21 protein-coding genes are annotated in these 24,059 nt (G+C 34.0%); 14 read left to right on the top strand and 7 right to left on the bottom strand.

Annotation, left to right across the window (positions count from 1 at the left end):
- From ACM55K_RS11095 to obgE, 6 genes are all read left to right on the top strand, one after another.
- Nucleotides 1-1,874: T9SS type B sorting domain-containing protein (locus tag ACM55K_RS11095; protein ID WP_416850271.1), on the top strand; the 1,874-nt coding region annotated here is incomplete at its 5' end.
- Between the two features lie 24 nt (nucleotides 1,875-1,898).
- The gene (locus ACM55K_RS11090; protein ID WP_416850270.1) at nucleotides 1,899-2,786 is read left to right on the top strand and encodes a PorP/SprF family type IX secretion system membrane protein; all 888 of its coding nucleotides are present in this window, start codon (nucleotides 1,899-1,901) and stop codon (nucleotides 2,784-2,786) included.
- A 347-nt stretch (nucleotides 2,787-3,133) separates the two neighbouring features.
- Entirely contained in the window at nucleotides 3,134-3,664 is a 531-nt protein-coding gene (hpt, locus tag ACM55K_RS11085; protein WP_416850269.1) for a hypoxanthine phosphoribosyltransferase, read from the top strand.
- 12 nt (nucleotides 3,665-3,676) lie between these two features.
- Nucleotides 3,677-4,249, top strand: coding sequence for an adenylate kinase (locus ACM55K_RS11080; protein ID WP_039110241.1), 573 nt, complete (start codon nucleotides 3,677-3,679; stop codon nucleotides 4,247-4,249).
- Between the two features lie 216 nt (nucleotides 4,250-4,465).
- Nucleotides 4,466-5,737 (top strand): hemolysin family protein, encoded by a 1,272-nt coding sequence (locus ACM55K_RS11075; RefSeq protein ID WP_416850268.1) that lies wholly within the window; start codon nucleotides 4,466-4,468, stop codon nucleotides 5,735-5,737.
- Nucleotides 5,738-5,826: 89 nt separating this feature from the next.
- The gene (obgE, locus tag ACM55K_RS11070) at nucleotides 5,827-6,828 is read left to right on the top strand and encodes a GTPase ObgE (RefSeq protein ID WP_416850267.1); all 1,002 of its coding nucleotides are present in this window, start codon (nucleotides 5,827-5,829) and stop codon (nucleotides 6,826-6,828) included.
- 69 nt (nucleotides 6,829-6,897) lie between these two features.
- On the opposite strand, the gene ACM55K_RS11065 is transcribed toward obgE, so the two are convergent.
- Nucleotides 6,898-7,890 (bottom strand): glycosyltransferase family protein, encoded by a 993-nt coding sequence (locus ACM55K_RS11065; protein WP_416850266.1) that lies wholly within the window; start codon nucleotides 7,888-7,890, stop codon nucleotides 6,898-6,900.
- Between the two features lie 53 nt (nucleotides 7,891-7,943).
- The gene (locus ACM55K_RS11060) at nucleotides 7,944-8,759 is read right to left on the bottom strand and encodes a UDP-2,3-diacylglucosamine diphosphatase (RefSeq protein WP_416850265.1); all 816 of its coding nucleotides are present in this window, start codon (nucleotides 8,757-8,759) and stop codon (nucleotides 7,944-7,946) included.
- 142 nt (nucleotides 8,760-8,901) lie between these two features.
- On the opposite strand from ACM55K_RS11060, the gene ACM55K_RS11055 reads away from it, so the two are divergent.
- The 6 genes from ACM55K_RS11055 to ACM55K_RS11030 are packed head-to-tail and all read left to right on the top strand — an operon-like array spanning nucleotide 8,902 to nucleotide 13,656.
- Nucleotides 8,902-9,588 carry a tetratricopeptide repeat protein gene (locus ACM55K_RS11055; protein WP_416850264.1) on the top strand — a complete coding sequence of 229 codons (687 nt, stop codon included), beginning with the start codon at nucleotides 8,902-8,904 and terminating at the stop codon, nucleotides 9,586-9,588.
- Nucleotides 9,589-9,647: 59 nt separating this feature from the next.
- Nucleotides 9,648-11,003 (top strand): UDP-N-acetylmuramate--L-alanine ligase, encoded by a 1,356-nt coding sequence (locus ACM55K_RS11050; protein WP_416850263.1) that lies wholly within the window; start codon nucleotides 9,648-9,650, stop codon nucleotides 11,001-11,003.
- A 9-nt stretch (nucleotides 11,004-11,012) separates the two neighbouring features.
- Complete coding sequence (locus ACM55K_RS11045) at nucleotides 11,013-11,471, top strand: GNAT family N-acetyltransferase (RefSeq protein ID WP_416850262.1); 459 nt, start codon at nucleotides 11,013-11,015, stop codon at nucleotides 11,469-11,471.
- A gap of 13 nt (nucleotides 11,472-11,484) precedes the next feature.
- Complete coding sequence (radC, locus tag ACM55K_RS11040) at nucleotides 11,485-12,180, top strand: RadC family protein (RefSeq protein WP_416850261.1); 696 nt, start codon at nucleotides 11,485-11,487, stop codon at nucleotides 12,178-12,180.
- A gap of 9 nt (nucleotides 12,181-12,189) precedes the next feature.
- Nucleotides 12,190-12,879 carry a YjjG family noncanonical pyrimidine nucleotidase gene (locus ACM55K_RS11035; RefSeq protein WP_416850260.1) on the top strand — a complete coding sequence of 230 codons (690 nt, stop codon included), beginning with the start codon at nucleotides 12,190-12,192 and terminating at the stop codon, nucleotides 12,877-12,879.
- A gap of 3 nt (nucleotides 12,880-12,882) precedes the next feature.
- Complete coding sequence (locus ACM55K_RS11030) at nucleotides 12,883-13,656, top strand: hypothetical protein (protein ID WP_416850259.1); 774 nt, start codon at nucleotides 12,883-12,885, stop codon at nucleotides 13,654-13,656.
- Nucleotides 13,657-13,706: 50 nt separating this feature from the next.
- Here the strand turns inward: ACM55K_RS11030 and ACM55K_RS11025 are convergent, their stop codons facing one another.
- On the bottom strand, nucleotides 13,707-14,984 hold the full coding sequence (locus ACM55K_RS11025) for a replication-associated recombination protein A (RefSeq protein WP_416850258.1): 1,278 nt from the start codon (nucleotides 14,982-14,984) through the stop codon (nucleotides 13,707-13,709).
- Nucleotides 14,985-15,229: 245 nt separating this feature from the next.
- Here ACM55K_RS11025 and ACM55K_RS11020 point away from each other — a divergent pair, with 245 nt between their 5' ends.
- Nucleotides 15,230-16,009 carry a rhomboid family intramembrane serine protease gene (locus ACM55K_RS11020; RefSeq protein WP_416850257.1) on the top strand — a complete coding sequence of 260 codons (780 nt, stop codon included), beginning with the start codon at nucleotides 15,230-15,232 and terminating at the stop codon, nucleotides 16,007-16,009.
- Between the two features lie 44 nt (nucleotides 16,010-16,053).
- Here ACM55K_RS11020 and rlmB read toward each other — a convergent pair whose 3' ends face one another.
- The 4 genes from rlmB to ACM55K_RS11000 form a co-directional block, all read right to left on the bottom strand.
- Nucleotides 16,054-16,788, bottom strand: a complete 735-nt coding sequence (gene rlmB, locus ACM55K_RS11015) for a 23S rRNA (guanosine(2251)-2'-O)-methyltransferase RlmB (RefSeq protein ID WP_416850256.1) — start codon at nucleotides 16,786-16,788, stop codon at nucleotides 16,054-16,056.
- A 112-nt stretch (nucleotides 16,789-16,900) separates the two neighbouring features.
- The gene (locus ACM55K_RS11010) at nucleotides 16,901-18,463 is read right to left on the bottom strand and encodes a SusD/RagB family nutrient-binding outer membrane lipoprotein (protein WP_416850255.1); all 1,563 of its coding nucleotides are present in this window, start codon (nucleotides 18,461-18,463) and stop codon (nucleotides 16,901-16,903) included.
- Between the two features lie 18 nt (nucleotides 18,464-18,481).
- Nucleotides 18,482-21,673, bottom strand: a complete 3,192-nt coding sequence (locus ACM55K_RS11005) for a SusC/RagA family TonB-linked outer membrane protein (RefSeq protein WP_416850254.1) — start codon at nucleotides 21,671-21,673, stop codon at nucleotides 18,482-18,484.
- Nucleotides 21,674-21,758: 85 nt separating this feature from the next.
- Nucleotides 21,759-23,462: a BamA/TamA family outer membrane protein gene (locus ACM55K_RS11000; protein ID WP_416850253.1), complete on the bottom strand. Its 1,704-nt coding sequence runs from the start codon at nucleotides 23,460-23,462 to the stop codon at nucleotides 21,759-21,761.
- A 180-nt stretch (nucleotides 23,463-23,642) separates the two neighbouring features.
- On the opposite strand from ACM55K_RS11000, the gene rpsL reads away from it, so the two are divergent.
- Nucleotides 23,643-24,026, top strand: a complete 384-nt coding sequence (rpsL, locus tag ACM55K_RS10995; protein ID WP_007136570.1) for a 30S ribosomal protein S12 — start codon at nucleotides 23,643-23,645, stop codon at nucleotides 24,024-24,026.
- Nucleotides 24,027-24,059 lie beyond the last annotated feature (33 nt).

Below are 24,059 nucleotides of genomic sequence, written 5' to 3'. Positions count from 1 at the left end.
TTTATCCGGTGGGAACCACAACGATTAAATGGAATGTATCAGATGCTAACAGTAATGCAGCAGTTGAAGTTGTCCAAACCGTTATCGTAAGGGATAATCAACTTCCTGTGATTACTTCCAATGGCAATAAAAATGTAACTACTGATTTAAATGTTTGCGGCGCAAGCGTAGTTGTTTTGGCATCTACTACAGATAATTGTACTGTAGGCGCAGCAAAAGGCGTTCGAAGTGATGCATTGGCATTGAATTCCATTTATCCGGTGGGAACCACAACGATTAAATGGAATGTATCAGATGCTAACAGTAATGCAGCAGTTGAAGTTGTCCAAACCGTTATCGTAAGGGATAATCAACTTCCTGTGATTACTTCCAATGGCAATAAAAATGTAACTACTGATTTAAATGTTTGCGGCGCAAGCGTAGTTGTTTCGGCATCTACCACAGATAATTGTACTGTAGGCGCAGCAAAAGGCGTTCGAAGCGATGCATTGGCATTGAATGCTATTTATCCGGTGGGAACCACAACTATTAAATGGAATGTATCAGATGCGAACAGTAATGCGGCAGTTGAAGTTGTCCAAACCGTTGTCGTAACGGATAATCAACTTCCTGTGATTACTTCCAATGGCAATAAAAATGTAACTACTGATTTAAACGTTTGCGGCGCAAGCGTAGTTGTTTCGGCATCTACCACAGATAATTGTACTGTGGGTTCAGCAAAAGGCGTTCGAAGCGATGCATTGGCATTGAGTGCTGTTTATCCGGTGGGAACCACAACGATTAAATGGAATGCAAGTGATAGTAATGGAAAAGATGCGGTTGCAGTAATTCAAACGGTAATAGTGGTTGACAATGCTCTGCCTACAGTGCTTACAAAAAATATAACGGTTCAACTCAATGCTACAGGAAATGTTTCGATAACTCCAGCTCAAATCAATAATGGAAGTTCAGATGCTTGTGGAATTGCGTCATTGACATTAGATAAAACTTCGTTTACTTGTGCCAATGTTGGATCTAATACGGTAAAATTCACTGTAACTGATGTAAACGGAAACGTTTCTTCTCAAACGGCAATCGTAACTGTTGAAGATAAAGTTGCACCCGTTGTTCTTGTAAAAAATAATACTATTCAACTAGATGCTTCTGGGAATGCTTCAATAACTGCAAATCAAACAAATAATGGATCAACTGATAATTGCGGAATTGCTTCAATCAGTTTAAGTAGACTTACTTTTAGTTGTACCAATGTAGGAGCCAATACGGTTATTCTGACTGTAAAAGATGTCTACGGTAATGTAGCAACGGCTTCTGTGGTGGTAACGGTTGTTAATACATTTGGCGATAATGATTCAGATGGAATCAAAGACAATTGTGATGGCGATGACGACAATGATGGAGTCTTGGATGTAAACGATAACTGTCCGTTAATAGCGAATGCGAATCAAGCGGATAATGATCATGACGGTTTGGGTGATGTTTGTGATGATGATGATGACAATGATGGAATTCTAGACACTATAGATAATTGTTCGATGACTTACAATCCTAATCAGGAAGATCGCGATCATGATGGTCTAGGGGATCTTTGTGATTTGATCGAGATTAACGTAGCAGAGGCTATGACTCCAAACGGAGATGGGATTAATGATACCTGGGTTATTTATAATATCGAAAACCATCCTAACTCAGTGGTACGCGTTTTTAATCGTTGGGGAACAGAAGTGTTTTCGGCTAGAAACTACCAAAATGATTGGGATGGTCATAGCAAAAACAATGGTCAGTCGTTGCCTGAAGGAAGTTCGTATTATTATCAGATAGATTTTGAAGGTGATGGTACAATTGATAAAGAAGGTTGGATATACATAAACAGATAGTCGTAAAATAAGAAAACGAAAGACATGAAAATAGTTAAAAATATATTTGCAGGAGCACTACTACTTTTGAGTAGTGCCCTTTTTGCCCAGCAGGAAAGTACTTTTACCATGTATAGGTATCATATGAATATGATAAACCCAGCTTATGCAGGAGTGGATAATGAGACGGTTGTTACGGGTTCATTCCGAAGACAATGGACAGGAATAAAGGATGCACCAGAATCTCAGGCAGTTTCCTTTGGAACAAATGTTGGGGGAAATTTAGGATTAGGGATTTCTATGGTTAACGATAAAACGTTTATCGAAAAACAAACTATGTTAGGAATTGATTTTTCCTATAAGTTAAAAATGGACGAGACAATGGATTTATACTTGGGATTTAAAGCGGGAGGTAATTTTTACGATGTAAATACTTCGGGACTTCAAACCTATTTGCCACAATCTGATCCTGCCTTGGGATCTATAAATCATTTTAATCCCAATGTAGGTGTAGGAGCTCTGTTAAAAAATGAAAAATTATTTGTTTCGATTTCTATTCCCAGGATGTTAAATACAAAAAGAGCCAAAAACGATGATGGATATGCTTCTGTAGCAACTGACAGGCCTCATATTTATTTAAGTGGGGGATATGATTTTAACTTGAACTCGGATGCGTCTTTGGTATTAAAGCCTTCTTTTATGTTAAGATATGTTAATGGCTCGCCGGTCTCTATTGATATTAACTCAATGATTCAGATTCAAAATAATTTTGAAATTGGGGCCATGTATCGAAGTGATGAAGCCTTTGCAGGTCTAGTTGATTTCATAATAAGCAAACGTATGATGGTAGGTTATGCTTATGAGGTAAGCACAAGAACGGAATTGGCAAGTGCAAAAAATACAAATGAATTTTTTATTCGATTTAAGTTTTAATGAGACAATCAAAAAATATTTACTTTTGAAATAGTCTTTATTTTGCCAGCTTAATTTAAAACAGAAGGGGGTTGTCTATTTATAGGCAGCCTCTTTTTTTTGAACTGTTACTTTAATGTTTAAATTGTGTTTTCAATGTGTAACCTGAAATAAGAGGGCGAATGTATTTTTGTTTTGGGCAAATACGATTTTATTTTCTTCGGAATTTATGTTGCATCATTTATTGCTTTTAATACATTTAAAGTTGGTTTTTTGTGAAATTTACTTAAAATTACAAATTAATGCCCATTTATCAATTGTCAAATCCGAATTCAGTATCTTTGCGCATTATTTTAAACACGAAAATAATGATACAACTTCACGATAAACAATTTGTTCCGTTTATTTCTGCTAAAGAAATTGACTTTGCAATCGCAAAAATGGTTGCTCAAATAGAAGATGATTTTGGTGATGAAATACCAGTATTTGTGGGTGTCTTGAACGGTTCTTTTATGGTAGTTTCTGATTTTATGAAACTGTATAAAAAACCATGTGAGGTATCTTTCATAAAAATGGCCTCTTACGAAGGAACTTCTTCCACAAATGAAGTGAAACAATTAATAGGATTGAATCAGGATTTGACTGGACGCAGCGTTATTATAATAGAAGATATTGTGGATACCGGGAATACTTTGGTAGAGCTGAAAGCATTATTTAAAAAACAAAATGTAAAGCATTTTAAAATAGCAACACTTTTTTTTAAACCGGAAGCCTATACAAAAGACATGAAAATAGATTATGTTGGAATTAGAATTCCAAATAAATTTATTGTTGGTTTTGGCTTGGATTATGATGGTTTAGGAAGAAATTTACCCGAAGTATATAAACTAAAAGAATAATTACACAACAACATGACTAACATTGTTTTATTTGGAAAACCAGGAGCAGGTAAAGGAACTCAAGCTGAATTTTTAAAAGAAAAATACAAATTAACGCATATCTCCACGGGTGATGTATTTCGTTTTAATTTAAAAAACGATACCGAACTTGGGAAACAGGCAAGAGTATATATGGATGCTGGGGATTTAGTGCCAGATGAATTGACTACTAAAATGCTAATTGATGAGGTAAATAAACACCCGGACACTAATGGAATTTTGTTTGACGGTTACCCAAGAACAATTTCACAAGCCAAGGATTTAGATGTATTTCTTACTTCAATAGGTTCTCAAGTTGCAGCGACAATAGCGCTTGAAGCCGATGATGAAATCTTGGTGGCAAGATTACTCGAAAGAGGAAAAACAAGTGGTAGAATTGACGATCAAGACGAAGAAAAAATCAGAAATCGCTACCAGGAATACAATGAAAAAACAGCTCCTTTAATGGATTATTATCAGGAGCAAGGAAAATTTCACGCAGTAAATGGGATAGGTTCCATTGCTGAAATTACTGAAAGAGTAAGCAGCGTTATTGATAATTTATAGGAGCAATTCCAGCTGTACATTACAAGTCCTAGTTAAAAAAAACTATTTTTCTAAGTCCTAAAAGGAGCTTCCTTTGGTCGCTCTTTTTTGACAAGAAAAATTAGCTTTTTTAACTCCGGGCTTTTCATTCCCATCTGGGCTAAAAATCCGGATTGCAGGTTTCAGAAAATAAAATTCAGGAATTAGATTTAAATAAAAAACGAATCAACTAAAAAATTGGAAATACTAATAATATTTTTTCTAATACTATTAAATGGGGTTTTCTCTATGTCAGAAATCGCATTGATTTCAGCCCGAAAGAATAGATTAGAGACCGCGGCAAAAAAAGGAAATAAAAGCGCTAAAATCGCATTGGATTTAGCGAATTCGCCAAATAAATTTTTGTCAACAGTACAAATAGGAATCACTCTGATAGGGATTCTTACCGGTATTTATAGTGGTGATAAAATAACCAAAGATGTGGAAGCGTTTATATTTGGGTTTGAAATGATAAAACCTTATTCACATTCTGTTGCTGTAGGTTTAGTTGTTGTGATTTTGACTTTTTTCTCCTTAGTATTGGGAGAATTGTTGCCTAAAAGAATAGGCTTGAACCACCCGGAATCCATTGCTAAAGCTGTGGCATTACCCATGAAAATTGTTTCTATCGTTACCGCACCATTTATTTGGTTGTTAACTCATTCAACGGATTTTTTATTGAATATTTTACAAATAAAACCCACCGCGGACGGTAAAGTAACCGAAGAAGAAATAAAAGCGATTATCAAAGAAGGTACTGAAGGTGGAGAAGTACAGGAAATAGAACAAGATATTGTGGAGCGTGTTTTTCATATTGGAGACCGAAAAATAAACTCCTTGATGACGCACAGAAAGTCAGTAGTTTTTTTACCTTTGCACGCTGATAAAGAACAGGTTAAGGAATTCATGCTTAAAGAATTACATTCTATTTACCCAGTTTATGGTGAAAATTATGATGATATAGTTGGGGTCGTTAATCTGAAAAACATTTTTGCTCATTTTGAAAATGAAAACTTCAATTTAGCGGATATAATGACTGAAGCTCCTTTTATGATGGAGCAAACTACTGCTTATATCGCCTTAGAAAGATTCAAAAAAACAGGCATTCATTATGCATTTGTCTCTGATGAATATGGTGTTTTTCAGGGTGTAATTACTTTGAATGATATTCTGGAAGCCTTGGTAGGTGACGCTTCTGATTTTTATAAAGATGATTTTCAGCTGATTGAAAGAGAAGATGGAAGTTGGCTGGTTGATGGGCATTATTCACTGCATGATTTCTTGACTTACTTTGAATTAGATGAATTAATCAATGATTACGAAGTGACCACGGTGAGTGGATTAATAATGACGGAACTCTCTCATATTCCTAAACAGGGAGAGAAACTAATTTGGCAAAAATTTGAGTTGGAAGTCATCGATATGGATGGCGTGAAGATTGATAAAGTGATGGTGAAAGCACTTAAATAATAAAAATAGAAATAGAGGGCAGGAGACAGATAGCAGTTTGAATTTTTTTCAATCCGAAATCCGAAATCTGAAATCTGAAATTAAAAAAAATGACTGAAGGGAATTTTGTAGATTACGTTAAAATATATGTTTCTTCCGGAAAAGGAGGAAAAGGATCTACGCATTTGCATAGAGAAAAATTTATTGAAAAAGGTGGTCCTGATGGTGGTGATGGTGGTCGTGGTGGTCATGTTTTTTTGGTTGGTAACAAAGGTCTATGGACATTGTTTCACCTTAAATTTGCCAGACATATTAAAGCCGGTAATGGTGGAGATGGTAGTGGTGACAGAAGTACAGGTGCTGATGGCGATGATAAATTCATTGAAGTTCCGTTAGGAACAGTTGTAAAAGATAAAGAAACAGGAGAAATATTATTTGAAATTACCGAAGACGGTGAAAAACAAATACTTTCTCGTGGTGGAAAAGGTGGATTAGGGAACTGGCATTTTAGAAGTTCAACCAATCAAACACCAAGATACTCACAGCCGGGATTGCCTGGTGCAGAAATGGATGTTATTCTTGAACTAAAAGTGCTTGCAGATGTAGGTTTAGTAGGTTTTCCTAATGCAGGAAAATCAACTTTATTGTCGGTTTTAACTTCTGCGAAACCAAAAATTGCTGATTATCCGTTTACTACTCTAAAACCAAATCTTGGAATCGTGGCGTACAGAGATTTCCAATCTTTTGTAATTGCTGATATTCCAGGAATTATTGAAGGTGCTGCCGAAGGAAAAGGATTAGGGCATTATTTCTTGCGTCATATTGAACGTAATTCAACTTTATTGTTCTTAGTTCCAGTGGATACGCCAGACATCAAAGCAGAATACGATATTTTGGTAAACGAATTGACAAAATACAATCCAGAAATGCTTGACAAAGAGCGTTTGTTGGTGATTTCAAAATGCGATATGCTCGATGATGAGTTGAAAGCAGAATTGAAAGTGGAATTAGACGTTGCTTTCAAAGACATTCCTTATATGTTTATTTCATCTGTGGCTCAACAAGGCTTGACCGAATTGAAAGACAAATTATGGAAAATGTTGAATGACTAACATTTTAAAAAATTATAGGAAAAGGTGTTCTCAAAAGAGCACCTTTTCTGTTTTTATAATTTATTCTATTCAGTTATGATTATAAGTGTCAAATAAAAACTGCAGGGTTTCAGGGATATTATTGGCTTGTATTTTCGGGTATTTTATATGGGAATCAAGCCAGTTTTCTATTGTTAAATAAAAATCATCCCCAACATCATAAAGGACAGGAACACCCATTTTTTTGAGAGCCGCTGCATTGCATTCTTGTTCATAGTGCTTCCGAATAGGAATTGAGAGTATTTTTTTTTCTAAATATAATGCTTCAGCAGGCGTTTCAAATCCTCCGCCAGTAATGATTCCTTCACAATTTATGAGACTTTTATTGAAGTATTCTTGATTCACTGGAAAATAAGTAACGTTTTTTATGGTGTGTTTGGTTTTTACATCATTCAAAAACCAATGAAAAGAGAAGTTAGGAAGCTTGTTGAATGCTTTCTCTAAGCAATCTTTTTGAAATGAAGGCAAATAAACAGTAATATGACCCTTGTTTTTGGGTTCGGCATTTAGGATCTCGTCTTTGATAATTGGAGGACGTATAAAGGAGTCGTATTTGTCAAAATGTAAGCCAATATATTGAGGAGAAGGCGCATAATGTTTCAGAATCATTTCTCCCATAATGCTCTTTTTTTCAGGTCTAGGAGTCAAAGGAGATATAAAACTTGCTTGATGTCCAAATTGTATGGAATGCACCTTTTGTAATTTGCAAGCCAAAGAAGTAATCGAATCAAAATCATTGATGACCACATCATAGTTTTTCAGCGGTAAAGAATTCGCGTCTTTATAGATTTGTTTTGGTTTAATATTTTTGGCAATATCCCAATAATTCAAACCCCCGCATTTACTGTAATGCAAGCTACAGCCATCGCTTTTAAATTTTATAGGTAAATTGACATCCAGACTAGCATTGTTGCCACTCATAAAAAAATCTACTTCACCAAATTTTTGAAGATAAGGATATAATTGTACTGCCCTGCTGATGTGACCATTGCCCGTTGCCTGAATAGCATAAAATATTTTCATTACTGTATATTTTGATTTTAAGAACGCTTTTAATGTTTTTCTGAATACGGTTTTTAGGAAAGAATTTTGTTGACAATGTCATTGATTATTTTTTCCTCATGGGTGTCAGTGTCTTTGTAGTGTTCTGTTTTATAATGATAAAGGCTCCATTTTTGTTTTTTATATTCTAATGCCGTAAGATTTTCAATCCAATCACCACTATTCAAATACATCACTTTTCCGTGTTCATTTTCTATTTCCTTCATTTGGGGTTTGTGGATGTGTCCGCAAACTACATAACTGTATTTTTTTTGGATGGCTATTTCTGCTGCAGTGGTTTCAAAATTAGATATAAAGGAAACCGCTTTCTTGACACTGTCTTTAATCATTTTGGAGTAGCTTCTTTTTTCTTTGCCTAAAACACCCAAAAACCAATTAATTAAACTGTTGATTAAAATCAATAAATCATAGCCTTTACCGCCTAGTTTAGCCAGTATTTTGGCATAGCCTTGAGTAGAGGAATCGAATACATCTCCATGAAAAATCCACGTTTTTTTGCCATCTAAATCCAGAATTAATTTATCAGCCAATTCGAAATTTCCTAAAATAAAATCAGAGTATTTTCGTAAAGCTTCATCGTGATTTCCGGTTATGTAGATTACCCGAGTACCCAGATTAGACATTTTTATAATTTGTCTCAATACATTCATATGCGAGGCTGGAAAATAGCTTTTACTAAAACTCCACATATCGATAATATCTCCATTTAAAACTAATGTTTGAGGATTTATCGATTTTAAATACTGTAACAATTCTTTTGCATGACAACCATATGTTCCTAAGTGTACATCGCTTAATACTACTAAAGGAATTTTTCTCTTTCTTTTCATTTTTAGTTTTTACGAAAGTAAGACCACTATGTTATGTTAATGTTTCTTATTCATTATATTTCCTTTTTTAATCGAGGGGCTTTTTAGCTTAAAAAATCTGTTTAATACTTCAAAATTTCCTTATTTTTGAAAGATGAAAAAAATGGCATACTTCTTTTTATTACTTCCTTTGATGATTTGGTCACAATCCAGTTTTGATGTCGCAGAAAAATTATTCAAAGAGGAAAAATTTGATCAGGCGCGACCTGTTTTTGAAAATTTTCTAAAAAATAATCCGTCTAGTCTTAAAACGATCGAGTATCTGGGAGATATTGCCGGACGAAATAAATCATGGGATACAGCGATAGGATATTATAAAAAACTCAAGCAATTGAAACCTTCGGAAGCTAATTATTATTATAAATATGGAGGAGCCCTTGGGATGAAAGCAAGTCAGGTTAGTAAATTCAAGGCTCTTGGAATGATTGATGAAGTTAAAAGCTCTTTTGAGAAAGCAATATTCTTCAATCCTAAGCATATTGAGGCACGTTGGGCATTGATAGAGTTATATATCCAGTTACCAGGAATTATTGGTGGTAGCGAGTCTAAAGCTGTAAAATATTCGAATGAATTATTTCGGTTGTCACCCGTTGATGGTTATTTATCTAAAGGACATATTGAAGAATACTTTAAAAGATATAAAATAGCAGAACAAAATTACAAAAAAGCAATAGCTATAGGCGGTTCAAAAATGAGCTATCAAAAGCTGGCTAATTTGTACAAAAATAAAATGAACGAACCTGAAAAAGCCAAATCAGTTTTAGAAGAATATAAAAATAAAAAAGGATAAATAAGTTAAGATTAATTTCTAATTTGTTTCGAATTCAACAACTATAAACCACAAACTTAATGCGTACACATTTTATAGCTATAGGAGGAAGTGCCATGCACAATCTTGCTTTAGCATTACACAACAAAGGATACCAAGTTACAGGAAGTGACGATGCTATTTTTGAACCATCAAAATCAAGATTAGATAAAAAAGGAATTTTGCCTCCGGAATTAGGATGGTTTCCTGAAAAAATTACCACAGATATTGAAGCAATAATTTTAGGAATGCATGCCAAAGCTGATAATCCTGAATTGTTGAAAGCACAGGAACTTGGTTTGAAAATATATTCTTATCCTGAATTTCTTTATGAACAATCCAAAAATAAAACGCGCGTTGTAATTGGTGGTTCTCATGGAAAAACAACCATAACCTCAATGATTCTTCATGTGATGCATTATCATGATATAGCGGTAGATTACATGGTTGGCGCACAACTGGAAGGATTTGACACGATGGTACATCTTACTGAGGAAAATGATTTTATTGTTTTGGAAGGAGATGAATATTTGTCTTCACCGATAGACAGAAGACCAAAGTTTCATTTGTACCAACCGAATATTGCTTTAATTTCTGGTATAGCCTGGGATCATATCAATGTTTTTCCAACGTATGAAAATTATGTAGAACAGTTTGAAATTTTTATTGGCAAAATTACCAATGGAGGAATTTTAGTTTATAATGAAGATGATTCCGAAGTAAAACGTGTCGCCGAAGCCGCTACAAATCCAATCCGAAAATTAGCGTATCATACGCCAAAATATACCGTAAACGATGGTGTTACACTTCTAGAAACTCCGGAAGGCGACATGCCAATAGAGGTTTTTGGAGCTCATAATCTTAATAATTTGGCTGGAGCCAAATGGATTTGCCAAAATATGGGAGTTGATGAAGCCGATTTTTACGAAGCTATTGCCAGTTTTAAAGGCGCGTCAAAACGATTAGAAAAAATCGCTGAAAGTAAAACTAAAGTGGCGTATAAAGATTTTGCTCATTCACCAAGTAAAGTGGCGGCAACTACAAAAGCGGTAAAAGAGCAATATCCAAATAGAACTTTGGTGGCTTGTTTAGAGTTGCATACCTATAGCAGTTTGAATGCTGAATTTTTAAAAGAATATGAAGGCGCATTAGAATATGCCGATAAAGCAGTTGTTTTCTATTCTCCAGATGCAGTAAAAATTAAGCAGTTGGAAGAAGTGACTTATGAACAGATAGCAAATGCATTCAATAGAAAAGATTTAATCATTTATACTAATCCAAAAGATTTCAAAGACTATTTGTTTCATTTAAATCTTGAGAATTCAGCTTTATTATTGATGAGTTCTGGGAATTATGGAGGATTGAATTTTGATGAAGTAAAGGAATTGGTACAATAGTAATATAGGATGGATAGCAAAATAAAAATTGTTAAAACGACCAGCGAAAATCCAGATTTTGTTACTCTAATTGCAGCATTAGATGCTAGTTTATGGGAGCGTTATCCAGAATTAAAAACAAATTATTGGGGGAATAATGTCATTGAATTAAACCCTAATGTTGTTGTTATTTATCTCGAAAATAAAGCTGTAGCTTGTGGTTGTTTCAAGAAATACGATAAAAATACAATTGAATTAAAGCGTATGTTTGTTTCTCCCGCAGCAAGAGGGATGGGGTTCGCCCAAAAAACATTGCAAGAACTGGAACTTTGGGCACATGAGCAGGGGTTTTCTTTCTCTATATTGGAAACGTTATATAAACAAAAAGAAGCCATCAGTTTGTACCAAAAAGTAGGATATACTATTGTTGATAACTATGAACCTTATGTGGGTTTAGAAAATAGTATTTGCATGAAAAAACAAATTTAAAAGAAATATGCCTATGCCTGAAAATTCTTTTTTTCCAATAACTAATTGGTCCGAAGACGACAAACCACGAGAAAAATTGATGCTCAAAGGCAAAAGTATTTTGAGTGATGCAGAACTGATTGCTATTTTGATTGGCTCAGGAAGTCGCAATGAATCAGCTGTTGATTTGAGCAAACGGATTTTAGGGAGTGTCAATAACAATTTGAATGCGTTAGGGAAATTATCGATTTCTCAATTGACAAATTTTAAAGGAATAGGAGAGGCAAAAGCTATTTCTATTATTGCAGCTTTAGAACTAGGCAGAAGGAGAAGATCAGAGGATGCTGTTGAGTTAACAAAAATTACTTCCAGCAAAACAATTTTCGAAATCATGCAGCCTATTATTGGTGAATTGCCACACGAGGAATTTTGGGTTGTATATTTGAACAATTCAAACAAAGTCATTTCAAAATCACAATTAAGTAAAGGCGGAATAACTGGAACTTTGGTTGATGTGCGATTAGTTTTTAAAACGGCACTTGAAATGGGGGCAACGGGATTAATATTATGTCACAATCATCCTTCGGGAACATTGATTCCAAGCAATGCTGACAAACAAATTACACGGAAACTAAAACTAGCAGGAGATAGCTTAGAAATAAAAGTTTTAGACCATCTTATTGTGACGGAAGCTAGTTATTTTAGCTTTGTCGATGAAGGAATATTTTAGAAGTTAAAAATGAAACATACTATTATAAAAGACGTATTCTTTGATTTAGATCATACGCTTTGGGATTTTGATAAAAATTCTGAATTAACGTTTGAGACTATTTTTAATAAAAGTCATCCAACAATTGAAACTGCAGCATTTATTGAAAAATATGTGCCAATAAATCAAGCATGCTGGAAATTGTATCAATATGATAAAATTACGCATGATGAATTGCGTTACAATAGATTGAAACATTCTTTTGATGCATTGAACTACGCTATTTCTGATGAGGAGATTGAAACGATAGCTCAAGATTACATTCAACGATTACCTGAAAATAACCATCTTTTTGACGGAACTTTTGAGGTTTTGGATTATTTAAATCAAAAATATAAACTGCATATCATTACTAATGGTTTTGCTGAAGTGCAATTTAAAAAGTTAAACAATTCAAATATTGGAAATTATTTTAAAACGATTACTAATTCTGAAATGGCAGGAGTAAAAAAGCCAAATCCTATTATTTTTGAATACGCCCTTGATTTGGCCAAAGCCAAAAAAGAAAACAGCGTTATGATTGGGGATTGTATTGAAGCTGATGTTCAAGGAGCACTTAATGCGGGCTTAGATGCAATTTTTTTTAATGAGAGTAACGTGCAAGTTGAACAGCATATTAAACAAGTGAATCATTTATTAGAACTAAAAAAATATTTATAAATTATGAAAACAAGATTCCTATTTCTAGTAGTATTAATTTCAAGTTACTGTTTCGCGCAATCTGTAAATGATTACAAGGCGGTGCTTATTCCATTAAAATTCGACTTCACTAAAACAGATAATCAATATAGATTGGCAACTTTATCTAAGTTTAATTTAAATAAAGCGGGTTTTCAAGCATATTACGATAATGAACAATTGCCAAAAGAAAATAATGATAGATGTAATTTGTTGTATTTTGACGTTGTGAAAGAAAAATCATTTCTAACAACCAAAGTCTATATTACTTTTAAGGATTGTGATAGAAAAATTATTTTTAAATCGGATATTGGTACAAGTAAAGAAAAAGACTATCAACTGGCTTATACTGAAGCATTGAATAAGGCATTTGTATCTGTTTATGCCTTGCAATATAATTATAATGATGCAGGTATTAGTAATTCAATTGCAGTCCCTAAACAAGATGTGCCAAATGCTCCTAAGGGAATATCCGAAATTATTTCAACGTCAGAGCCTATAAAACAAGTTATAACGTCACAGAATACAATAGCTGATAATTCCAAAATGCTTTATGCACAACCTACAGCTACAGGTTTTCAATTAATAGATAGAACGCCAAAAGTGATTATGAAAGTATATACTACTTCTAGAAAAGATTCTTTCATTGCAACAAAAGGAAATACACAAGGTATTTTAATCGCAATTGAGAATCAGTGGTTTTTTGAATATTACCTAAATGACAAATTATTTTCTGAAAAAGTAGACGTTAAATTTTAGATTTTAAAGGATATAATTTTCTAAAGCGATGCACTGCATCGCTTTTAATTTTAATACCCATATTTGTTTTTCCAGCGGTTTTTCAGGAATTCCCGAATGGTGTTTTCTCGAGAGTTGTTTCCTGGATTATAAATTGGTTTGTTGCTTAGTTCGTTTGGAAGAAATTCCTGTTCAGCAAAATTATTGGCAAAATCATGTGAATATTTATACTCCTCACCATAACCTAATTCTTTCATTAATTTAGTAGGAGCGTTGCGCAAATGAATTGGAACAGGTAAATCGCCTGTTTGTTTCACTAGTTGTTGTGCTGTTCCAATAGCAAGATAGGAAGCATTACTTTTTGGAGATGTTGCTAAATAAATAGCACATTGACTTAATATAATTCTGCTTTCAGGATAACCAATAGTTGAAACGGCTTGAAATGCATTATTGGCCATAATAAAAGCGGTAGGATTTGCATTTCCTATATCTTCACTAGATAGAATGAGCATACGTCTGGCTATAAATTTCACATCTTCACCACCTTCAATCATTCTTGCTAACCAATAAACTGCTCCGTTTGGATCGCTTCCGCGAATTGATTTTATAAAAGCCGAAACAATATCATAATGCTGTTCACCACTTTTGTCATACAAAACGGTATTTTGTTGCACCAATTCGAAAACGCGATCGTTAGTGATTATAATTTCGGCTTCATTAGAGGCGTTTACGACAAGTTCAAAAATATTTAATAGCTTGCGTCCGTCACCTCCAGAAAGTCTCAAAAGCGCCTCGGTTTCTTTCAAAACAATATTTTTCGTTGCCAAAAAAGTATCCGTTTTCATGGCGCGCTCTAATAAGCTTTCCAAATCAGCTTTAGTAAACGCATTTAAAACATAAACTTGGCAACGCGAAAGTAATGCAGGGATAACTTCAAAACTTGGGTTTTCTGTGGTTGCACCAATCAGTGTAATCCAGCCTTTTTCCACTGCTGCTAATAAAGAATCTTGCTGTGATTTGCTAAAACGATGAATCTCATCAATAAACAGGATAGGGTTTTTTGCAGTAAAAAGACCACCACTTTGTTTTGCTTTTTCAATAACATCACGTATGTCTTTCACACCTGAATTGATAGCACTTAAAATATAAAACGGTCGCTTTGATTCCTGTGCAATAATTTGTGCCAAAGTCGTTTTTCCCGTCCCTGGTGGTCCCCAAAAAATTAGAGAAGGAATTATTCCTTTTGTAATTTGTTGTGTCAATGACCCACTTGGTCCTACCAAATGGGATTGACTGATATAGTCTTCTAATTTTTGAGGTCGAATGCGTTCTGCAAGTGGTGCTTCCATTTTGTAAAATTACTATATTTCAAACTGAACTTGTTTTAGTTTCTAATTTTTTTTGGAGCTATTTCCAGCTGTCCACTATATCTTTATATCTCGTTAAAAAAACGAGATATAAAGGATGCCGTTTCCATCTGGGCTAGGGGACTGTATTTAAAATGTTCTTTTGGTTTTAGTATGACAAAATAGCATTAAATTGCTTTTGGATAAATTTTTGATTTTAATTTTGCAAGAACACGAAACTAAAACTGATGGATAATCATTTCAAATTTACTAATGCGGTTATTGGACTTCCGCTTTTTTTTGTAGTATTCCTGTGGTTTGTTTTTTGGCTAGAAATCCGATTCGATTTTGATTTTGTTGAAAATGGAATTTATCCAAGAGAATTTTCAGGTTTGCAAGGGATTTTATTCAGCCCTTTTATTCATGCTGATATTGAGCATCTTTACAATAATTCAATTCCGTTACTGATTTTATTGGCTGCTTTACAATTTTTTTATGCCAATCAGTCTGTCAAAGTTATTGGATTTGGAATTTTACTTTCGGGAATGATAACTTGGGTTATTGGTAGAGATAATTACCATATTGGTGCTAGTGGTTTGATTTATGTATTGGTGAGTTTTGTTTTCTTTAAGGGTATACAAACACAATATTATCGTTTGGTAGCTTTGTCACTGGCAGTTATTGTTATTTATGGTGGTTTGGTTTGGTATGTTTTCCCCAGTCCCGAGACATCAGGCGAAAAAGTAATTTCTTGGGAAGGTCATTTAGCCGGAATGATAACAGGTTTTGTTTTGTCTTTAATTTACAAAACACCAGAGTATAAAAAGGTAATCAAATACGATTGGGAAAAACTAGATTACAATCCTGAGGAAGATAAATTCATGCAACGTTTCGATGTAAATGGAAATTTTGTCAATTTACCATCGCCAGAAGAAACAACAGAATTGTTATCCTATTATTCTTCTGATTTCCCTGTAGAATATACAATTGTCTTAAATGAAAAAAATGAACTAAAACCAGAGTCTTAATTCATTTTTTTAATATATTGATTATATTTAAAATCAAAAATATTTTAACTTCTTTGTCTTACCGCTTCATATAAAAAAGCACCACAAGCTACTGAAACATTTAAAGAACCAATAGTTCCAAACATAGGCAGTTTTGCTTTCTCATCTACAATTTTTAAAACCGAAGGATTTACCCCGCGATCTTCGGATCCCATTATGATGGCTACAGGTTCATTTAAAGAAATATCATAAATATTCTGATCTGTTTTTTCTGTGGCCGCTACTGTTTTAATACCACTGGCCTGCAAAAGAAAGATAGCGTCTTTAATGTGTTCCACTTTACAAATAGGAATATTAAATACCGCACCTGCAGAAGTTTTTACTGTGTCACCATTTACAGGAGCTGAACCTGCTTTTTGAACGATTATTCCATTTACTCCAGTACATTCGGCTGTTCTGATAATAGCCCCAAAATTACGTGCATCCGATATTTGGTCTAAAATTAAAAACAATGGTTTTTTACCATTTTCAATTACTGATTCTATCAATGATTCTAAATCAAAAAATGAGATAGGAGAAATTGTTGCAACAGCACCTTGATGGTTGTTAGGTGTCAATCTATTTAGTTTTTCAGCAGGAACATAAGAGAAGTTAATGTTGCCACGCTTCATCACTTTCATTAAGTCTTTCATCAGTTCGCTGCTTGCTTCCTTCTGAATGTATACTTTGTCTACAGTTGCGCCTGCTTGAATGGCTTCAATTATTGCTCTAATCCCGAATATTTGGTGTTCTTTTTCCATGGTGCAAATATATAAAAAAAACCACCAGTTTTTGGCTGGTGGTTTTGATTCTTGATATAAATTGATATCCTTAATTTATTTTAGAATAACTAACTATAAATAAAATTCTCGATTATTGAAGATAATAAGGAGTTTTTGCATTTACAGTGAATATTTCACCAACACTAACATTAGGTACATTTGCACTATTTGAAGAGTACTCTGATGTTGGATAGATCAATCTATTTGGTCTATTTGTCTGTACAACACCAAAAGGTAGTGGTAAAACTGGGAAACCTGTTCTCATATGATCTATGTATAGTTCAATACCATTCCATTCCGCTAAGGCAATGTATTTTTGAGTCATAATAGCACTGATCTTATTAGTAGATCCAGTATAGTCTAAACCGTTTTTACCGGCAATACTTGCTAAATAAGTCGTTGGATTAAGAGCAGCTAGTACAATAGTACCAAAACCTCTGCTGTAAAAATTGAAAGAAGCAGTTACTCCGGCATCAAATTCAGCTTTGGCAACTCCTGTTAAATAGCCTCTTTCAATAGCTTCAGCCTGAAGAAAATGACTTTCAGCAGCCTGCATTAAATAAGCGTCTCTTTCAGCTCCGTTTTTATTCGCAATTTCTGTAGATGCACCAGTGCGTCCAGTATAAAACGTTGGAATTTTTGATATTGCTGTAAGGGGGAAAACACCTTGAACATTACCAACAACGCTAGTTCCAATAAGAGTAAATATTCTAGATCTTCTAGGATCTACAATTCCGGTTGTGATGTTAGCATCATTTAATGTGCCATTTACCAGTCTTGCTGCAAAATCCCCAGCTGCATTAGCTAAATTCGCTGATGTAGCAGCGCTAAAAGATTCGTTTTGACCATAAGCTCTAAATACTGGAGTTCTTGAATTTAGAGTGCTTGTATTGAATCCTGGATTAACAGTGACATCTTCTGTAATGAAATTTTTATTTGCATTTAATGCTGCAAAACGAGTCGTTCTTAAGGAAACAAGTGCAGCGTCAGTAGTTTTAGTTAATCTCAACAATAATCTTAATTCAACTGTGTTGATAAACTTCTTCCATTTGGTTAGGTCTCCATGAAAAACAATATCTTCAGCTCCTAAACCAACCACATTTGCACTTGGACTGTTGAAATAAGCTTTTGCTTGATCTAACTCTTTGAACAAAGCTGGAATAATTGTTTTGTCATCATCATACTTTGGTGCTGTAATAGCAGAATTAAATGCTTCAGTATAAGGAGCGTCTCCATATAAGGCGGTCACATAATCCATAGACATTACTTTCATTACTTTTGCAATTCCAAAATGATAAGAGTAGTTTGGAAACTGAGTTTCTTTATCTAAAATGTCTTGAAAATTGTCTGCAAAAAGATAGGAGTTTTCAAAAATTGTTCGATAACTACTACTATCAAAAGTATAGGTCCAGGCTGCATCTGTAGAGGTGTAACCGCTATTCAAACCCCATACATAAGCTGCTCTGTTACCATAGTTTCCTAATGTGATAATCTGATGATTTGTATAGTTATTTATAGCTCCTGCAAGCATTTGTTTGGGTGCAAGATCAGTAAAGTCAGCTCTGTTTGTTTGATCTTCATTTACATCGAGATAATTTTCACAAGATGTAAATAAGAGTAACATCATCATGCTACTGTAAAATATTTTTTTCATAATATATTTATTTAATTATTAAAAAGTAGTGTTTATGCTAAAACCAAAAGTTCGCGTTGATGGGTATTGCGCATCACCAATAAAACCAAGACCATTTCTTGAAGTATTAGTAAGAGTACCAGCAGGGGTTTTAGCCGCTGATGAAGTAGAACCATTAACCTGATTAGATGCTTCAGGATCTGCGTATCCTCTATTGCCTTTAGCCAGAATTATAAATGGATTTCTTGCATTGACACTAAATTTAAAAGTTTCAATTCCAGCTTTCTCTAAGACTCTTTTTGGAAGTGAATAGCTTAAAGCGATTTCTCTAACTTTAAATGCTGTAGCATCAACTAAATTATGGGCACCTAAATTAGAAGCTTGTCCGTAAAAAGCTTGTGTTCTGTTAGCAGCACCTGTCAAACTTGAAAAACCTCCTGTTAAAACACTTGTGTTAGGGATAAAATCTCCTACAGTAGCTGTTGCTGGATTGTCAATTACAGAACCTGGGTAAAGAAAACCAACATTTCTGTCAAAATCAGCAGATTCTACCAAGTGTCCATTCCATGTAAGGTTGTATTTAGTTTGAGAGATAAAGTGATGACCTGTTCTGTAATCCATAGTAAATGATAAGCCAATACCTTTGTAGTCAAAACTATTAGTAAAGCCTACTGTATATTTAGGAGTAACCTGACCTAAGTTTTTAAAATTTGCATCTGGGGTTGGTCTTCCTTGAGCATCTACAATTACATGACCTTCTGCGTCTCTTGTCCAGTCAGTACCGGTGATGAAAGGGAAAGGTAGGCCTTGTACTGCAGATATATCAGCATTTACTTGTGAATTTCCACTGTCTGTTATGACAACTTTTGTAGACTCACCAGCATCAATAACTTTAGTTTCGTTAGCGGTGTAGGATAATCTACCGTTCCATTTGAAATTTGGTGTGCTTATTGGCATAAAACCTAAATCAATTTCAACACCCTTACCTTTTAACTCCCCAGAGTTTGTTTTTTTTGTTTGCAAACCTGTTGCAGAACTAAGTGAAGCATCGGTAATTAAATCAGTGGTGGTGGTCATGTAACCAGCAACGTCTAAAGTTAACTTGTCGTTAAAGAAACCAAAATTGATTCCACCTTCCAAGGTAGTATAGTTTTCTGGTTTAATATTAGAGTCCGTGATAAAAGCGCTATTGCTAAATGAATTTCCAGTACCAGGGAATGGGAAACCAGTAGCAGTAGTTGCTAAATCTAAAATTTCATATGCACCTACAGGGTCTAGCGAACCAATTTTTGAATAGTTGGCATATACTTTTAAATTGCTTAAAGTAGACTTGCCTTTTAGTCCTTCAAATGCTTTAGTAGGAACAAATGATGCTCCAACAGATGGGTAAAAGTAAAACTGATTGCCTTTCTTGGCTACACTGTTACCTTCGTATCTTCCAGTTGCATTTAAGAATAGATAATCTTCGTAATTCAAATCAATATTGGCAAATGTAGCCGTTGATCTGGTTTCGAAAGTTCCATTATTCATTAATGAAGGGTTAGCAGGATTTAAAACATTACCAATATTGTATAAACCTGCAATCTCTAAATTAGTACCCCCTTGAGAAAGTCTTTTGGTATAATTATATTGCATATTCTGACCAATATTGAATTTCAATCCTATGTTTTCTGATAAATCATATTTGAAATTGGCCAATAAATCTCCATAGTAAAATGTAGATCCAAAGTTAGATTGAAAAAATTCAGAACCAGTTGAAAAATCTGCGTCAGCAGTTGCCGGAGCTTGCCCTGCATTAGCATAAGAAATTTGATTGTTATTTCTTAACTGAACTGATCCGTTATAGGAGATTCCAATGTGCTTGTTGATTTCATATTCAGCATTAGCACCGAAATTAATGTAATTTCTAGTCTCTTCTAATCTGTTGTTGTCCTTAGCCCAGTAAGGATTTTGGTAATAACCATTCCATCCGTATAAACCTCTGTCTTTAAACGCTCCGATTGGAATGTTAGAAGCCGCTTGTAGCAAGTTTGTTAAAAGTGTATAATCAGAACGAGATGTCGCTGCATTTACATTGGCTTGTTTGGTTCTTTGATTGGTGAAAGTAACTGTTCCGCCTAAAGTCAGTTTGTCTAATTTTTTTCCTGCGCTTAAAACAAAGTTGTTTCTGTTTAAGTGATCGCCTTGAAGAATAAAATCACGACTTACGTTACCCATATTAAAGTTTAAATACGAGTCTTGTCCTCCAACATTAATGTTTAGATTATTTTGGTAAATAGTACCAGTTTGATAAAAATCTTTAATGTTGTCATTTCCTCTTGAAGAGTATGGAGCCATAACATCGCCTTGTGGGCTACCAGGAATTCCTTCCGCCCATATAGCGCCGTCAAATAACTCTCCCCATCCACCATTTTCCTGTGGATCACGAGAATTGTACCATCCTTGACCGTATTTTTGTTGTCTTTCAGGAACAAATAGAATGTTTTCCACATCTACTCCAGAACTAAAAGTAACACTCATTTTTTCGTCTCTGGTGCCTTTTTTAGTTTGTACCAAAACAACACCTTGTTTTCCTTGAGAACCATATAAAGCCGCGCCTTGAGCACCTTTTAATACCGTAACGCTTTCAATGATGTCAGACGGTAATGTTGCAAGTACATCTGCAGTAGAGATCACATTATCGATTACTACAAGTGCTTCCGTATTACCTGTGAAAGATAACATAGAACGAATTCTGATTGAGTTAGTACCCCCAACACCATTGCTGGTTCCGTTGATTGTTAACCCAGAAACCTTTCCAACTAAAGAGCGAACGACATCAGGATTAGATGCTGCTTTCAATTCTTGATTGGAAACGGTAGAGTAAGAAGAGGTAATAGCAGCTTTCTTTTTCTTGATCCCTACTGCTCCTGTAATTACAACTTCTTGTAGTTGCATTGAAGCATCCTGTAGTTTCACATTCATTGTAGCTGAGCTAGCTGTAATTTCTTGGGTTTTCATCCCAATGTAGCTAAAAATCAAGACTTGGCTTGAAGTTACTCTGATAGAATATTTCCCATCAAAATCAGTTTGTGTTCCAGATTTAGTTCCTTTTACTAATACACTCACGCCTGGTAAAGGCATTCCTGTATTGTCAGAAACAGTTCCTGAAACAGCTCTTTCTTGCGCAAAAGTTAGTTGCGCCACAAGTACTACTAATAGTACTAAGAATCCATTGAACTTTAGTTTCATTTTTAAATATTTTGAATTAGTGAGACAAAAATCTTAATAATTTGTTAACTTTCCTAACATTTGAAATGATTTTTTATGCACGCATTCAAAATTTAACATTATAACATATGTGAATAATAGTGTTATAAAAAATTATTTTTTGGATTTTAGTACTCCCGTTTGCAAAAGCTAATTTCAGTAATCCATTTTTTGTTTGTAGGCCTAATCCCAGTCCCAGTCCTATTAGGTTCGTTTTTTGATTGTTTTCTTTTGCAGTTGTTCTGTCTTCGTATGTGCCGTAATCTATTATGGAATGAATGTATAAGCTAGGAGAAAGTGTATGTCGATATTCTGTTAATATTGATGTTAAAAAATTTGCTTGAAGACTATTTTCTTCGAATCCTCGAATGGAATTTATTCCACCAAAACGAAATAATTCATTTATTATGTAAGTATTGCTTTGTAAAAAATAATTTTGACTTCTTATGTTGATGCTATTCTTTTCGTCTAGATGGAAATTATGCATAGCTTCTAGGTTGATATAAAATTGTTTGTTTGCTTTTGTTTCAGATAAATTATTGGAGTTTCTTTTTCCGAGTCCAATTGTAAGTAAGAGAGTTGTTTTTTTTGGAAATAGAGAATTGTTATTGTTTTTTGTGTATTCGAAATCTGAAGTCAAAAATGAGTTTTTGTAATCGCTCAATTGCTTGCTGTTAGTATTTTGAATATCGCTGGATTCAGTTGATTGGTGTCCTAGGTAAATTCGGGTGTTGTAATTGATATAATAGCCTAAATTAATTCCTGTTTTTGTGTTTTGATAAGTGCTGTCCTGTTTGAAAATTGTAAGGTGAGCATTCAGTCCGATTGGACTTTTAAATAAATAGGGTAATTCTATGCTAGTTTTAAATGTTTTTTGTTTGTTTCCGTCGCTTTTCCAATAAATTAAAAATTGCTCTCCTGCTCCTAAGGTGTTTTCTAGATTGATATCTAAATAGCCGTTAATAGTTGTTTTTTTATCCTCGTTGTTAGAAAATCCGATGAAGCCATCAAAAGTATTTGAAGTCCTTTTTTCAAGATAGACATATATTTTTGTTGTGTCTTTTGTGAATAAAATTTCAGGGTATTTTATCTGGTTTACAAATTTAAATTTTTCAAATTCATTATGTATTTCGTTGATTATGTTTTGATTGAAAATTTTATTTTGGTATTTGTGATTGATTTGGGCTATATACCCTTTTGGAAATTTTGTTTTGTTGCCCTTTTCAATATATTTAATTTCTATTGCGTTTAATTTTTTTTTTTTGTCAGATGTGAATTCTAAATCGGCGTAAAGTGTTTGATTTCTGTTTTGAATATTAATCAGTTTTAATTTCGCTAAAGCAAATCCTTTTTGTTCTAGTTTTTGTAAAGTATTGTTTAGGAAAGTTTCTGTTTCTTCATATCTGATGATGATTGTGTCTTTTGTTTTGTTTGGTGCAATCGAGTTGTTTAATTCATTATTTCTACCTATATATATATGTATCGTTTTGATTCTGTTGCCTAAACTTAATTTTGCGACATAACTAGTGTCATTTACTTTTATATTGTCAGTTATATTGTTTTCAATAAATCCTATTTTAGATAGTTTATCTGATATTCGAATTGTTTCATCACTGATGGATTTTATGTTTTTATGATTCGAATTATAATTCAATGAATTAATAGTTTTTGTTTCGGAATCAGAGCTGCCAATAATGTTTAATCGAAAATTTTGAGCAGAACAACCCAATCCGAAATTTAGAAACAGAAGGGAAATAAGTAAGGGTTTCAATGAATTTGTGTTTTTAATAAAAGTAATGCAAATATCGCTGGTTTGTAATAAAAATAAATTTATAAAATAATCTTATTGAAAATTAATGGTTTAACGTTTGTAGAGTAAAAAATATTTTCTACATTTGCAACCCCGTAAAAAGCGGGAATTTAATATAATAAGAAATTTTTAGTATTAATTATGCCAACAATTCAACAATTAGTAAGAACAGGAAGAACTCAGATAACTAAGAAGAGTAAATCGGTTGCTTTAGATTCTTGTCCTCAAAGAAGAGGGGTTTGTACGCGTGTTTACACTACAACACCAAAAAAACCAAACTCTGCAATGCGTAAAGTAGCGCGTGTACGTTTGACAAATGGTAATGAAGTGAATGCTTACATCCCTGGTGAAGGACACAATTTACAAGAGCACTCGATAGTATTAGTTAGGGGTGGAAGGGTAAAAGATTTACCAGGAGTTAGATATCACATCGTTCGTGGTGCGCTTGATACGTCAGGAGTAGCAGGAAGAACGCAAAGAAGATCTAAGTACGGAGCAAAACGCCCAAAAGAAGCAAAAAAGTAATTTAAAAAGTTATTTCTGTAGAGGCGCGATTCA

It is taken from the genome of Flavobacterium arabinosi (genome assembly GCF_048158725.1).
Classification (GTDB): Bacteria; Bacteroidota; Bacteroidia; order Flavobacteriales; family Flavobacteriaceae; genus Flavobacterium; species Flavobacterium arabinosi.
The sequence above is the reverse complement of the archived record's forward strand: the minus strand, read 5'-3'. Positions and strand labels throughout refer to the sequence as shown.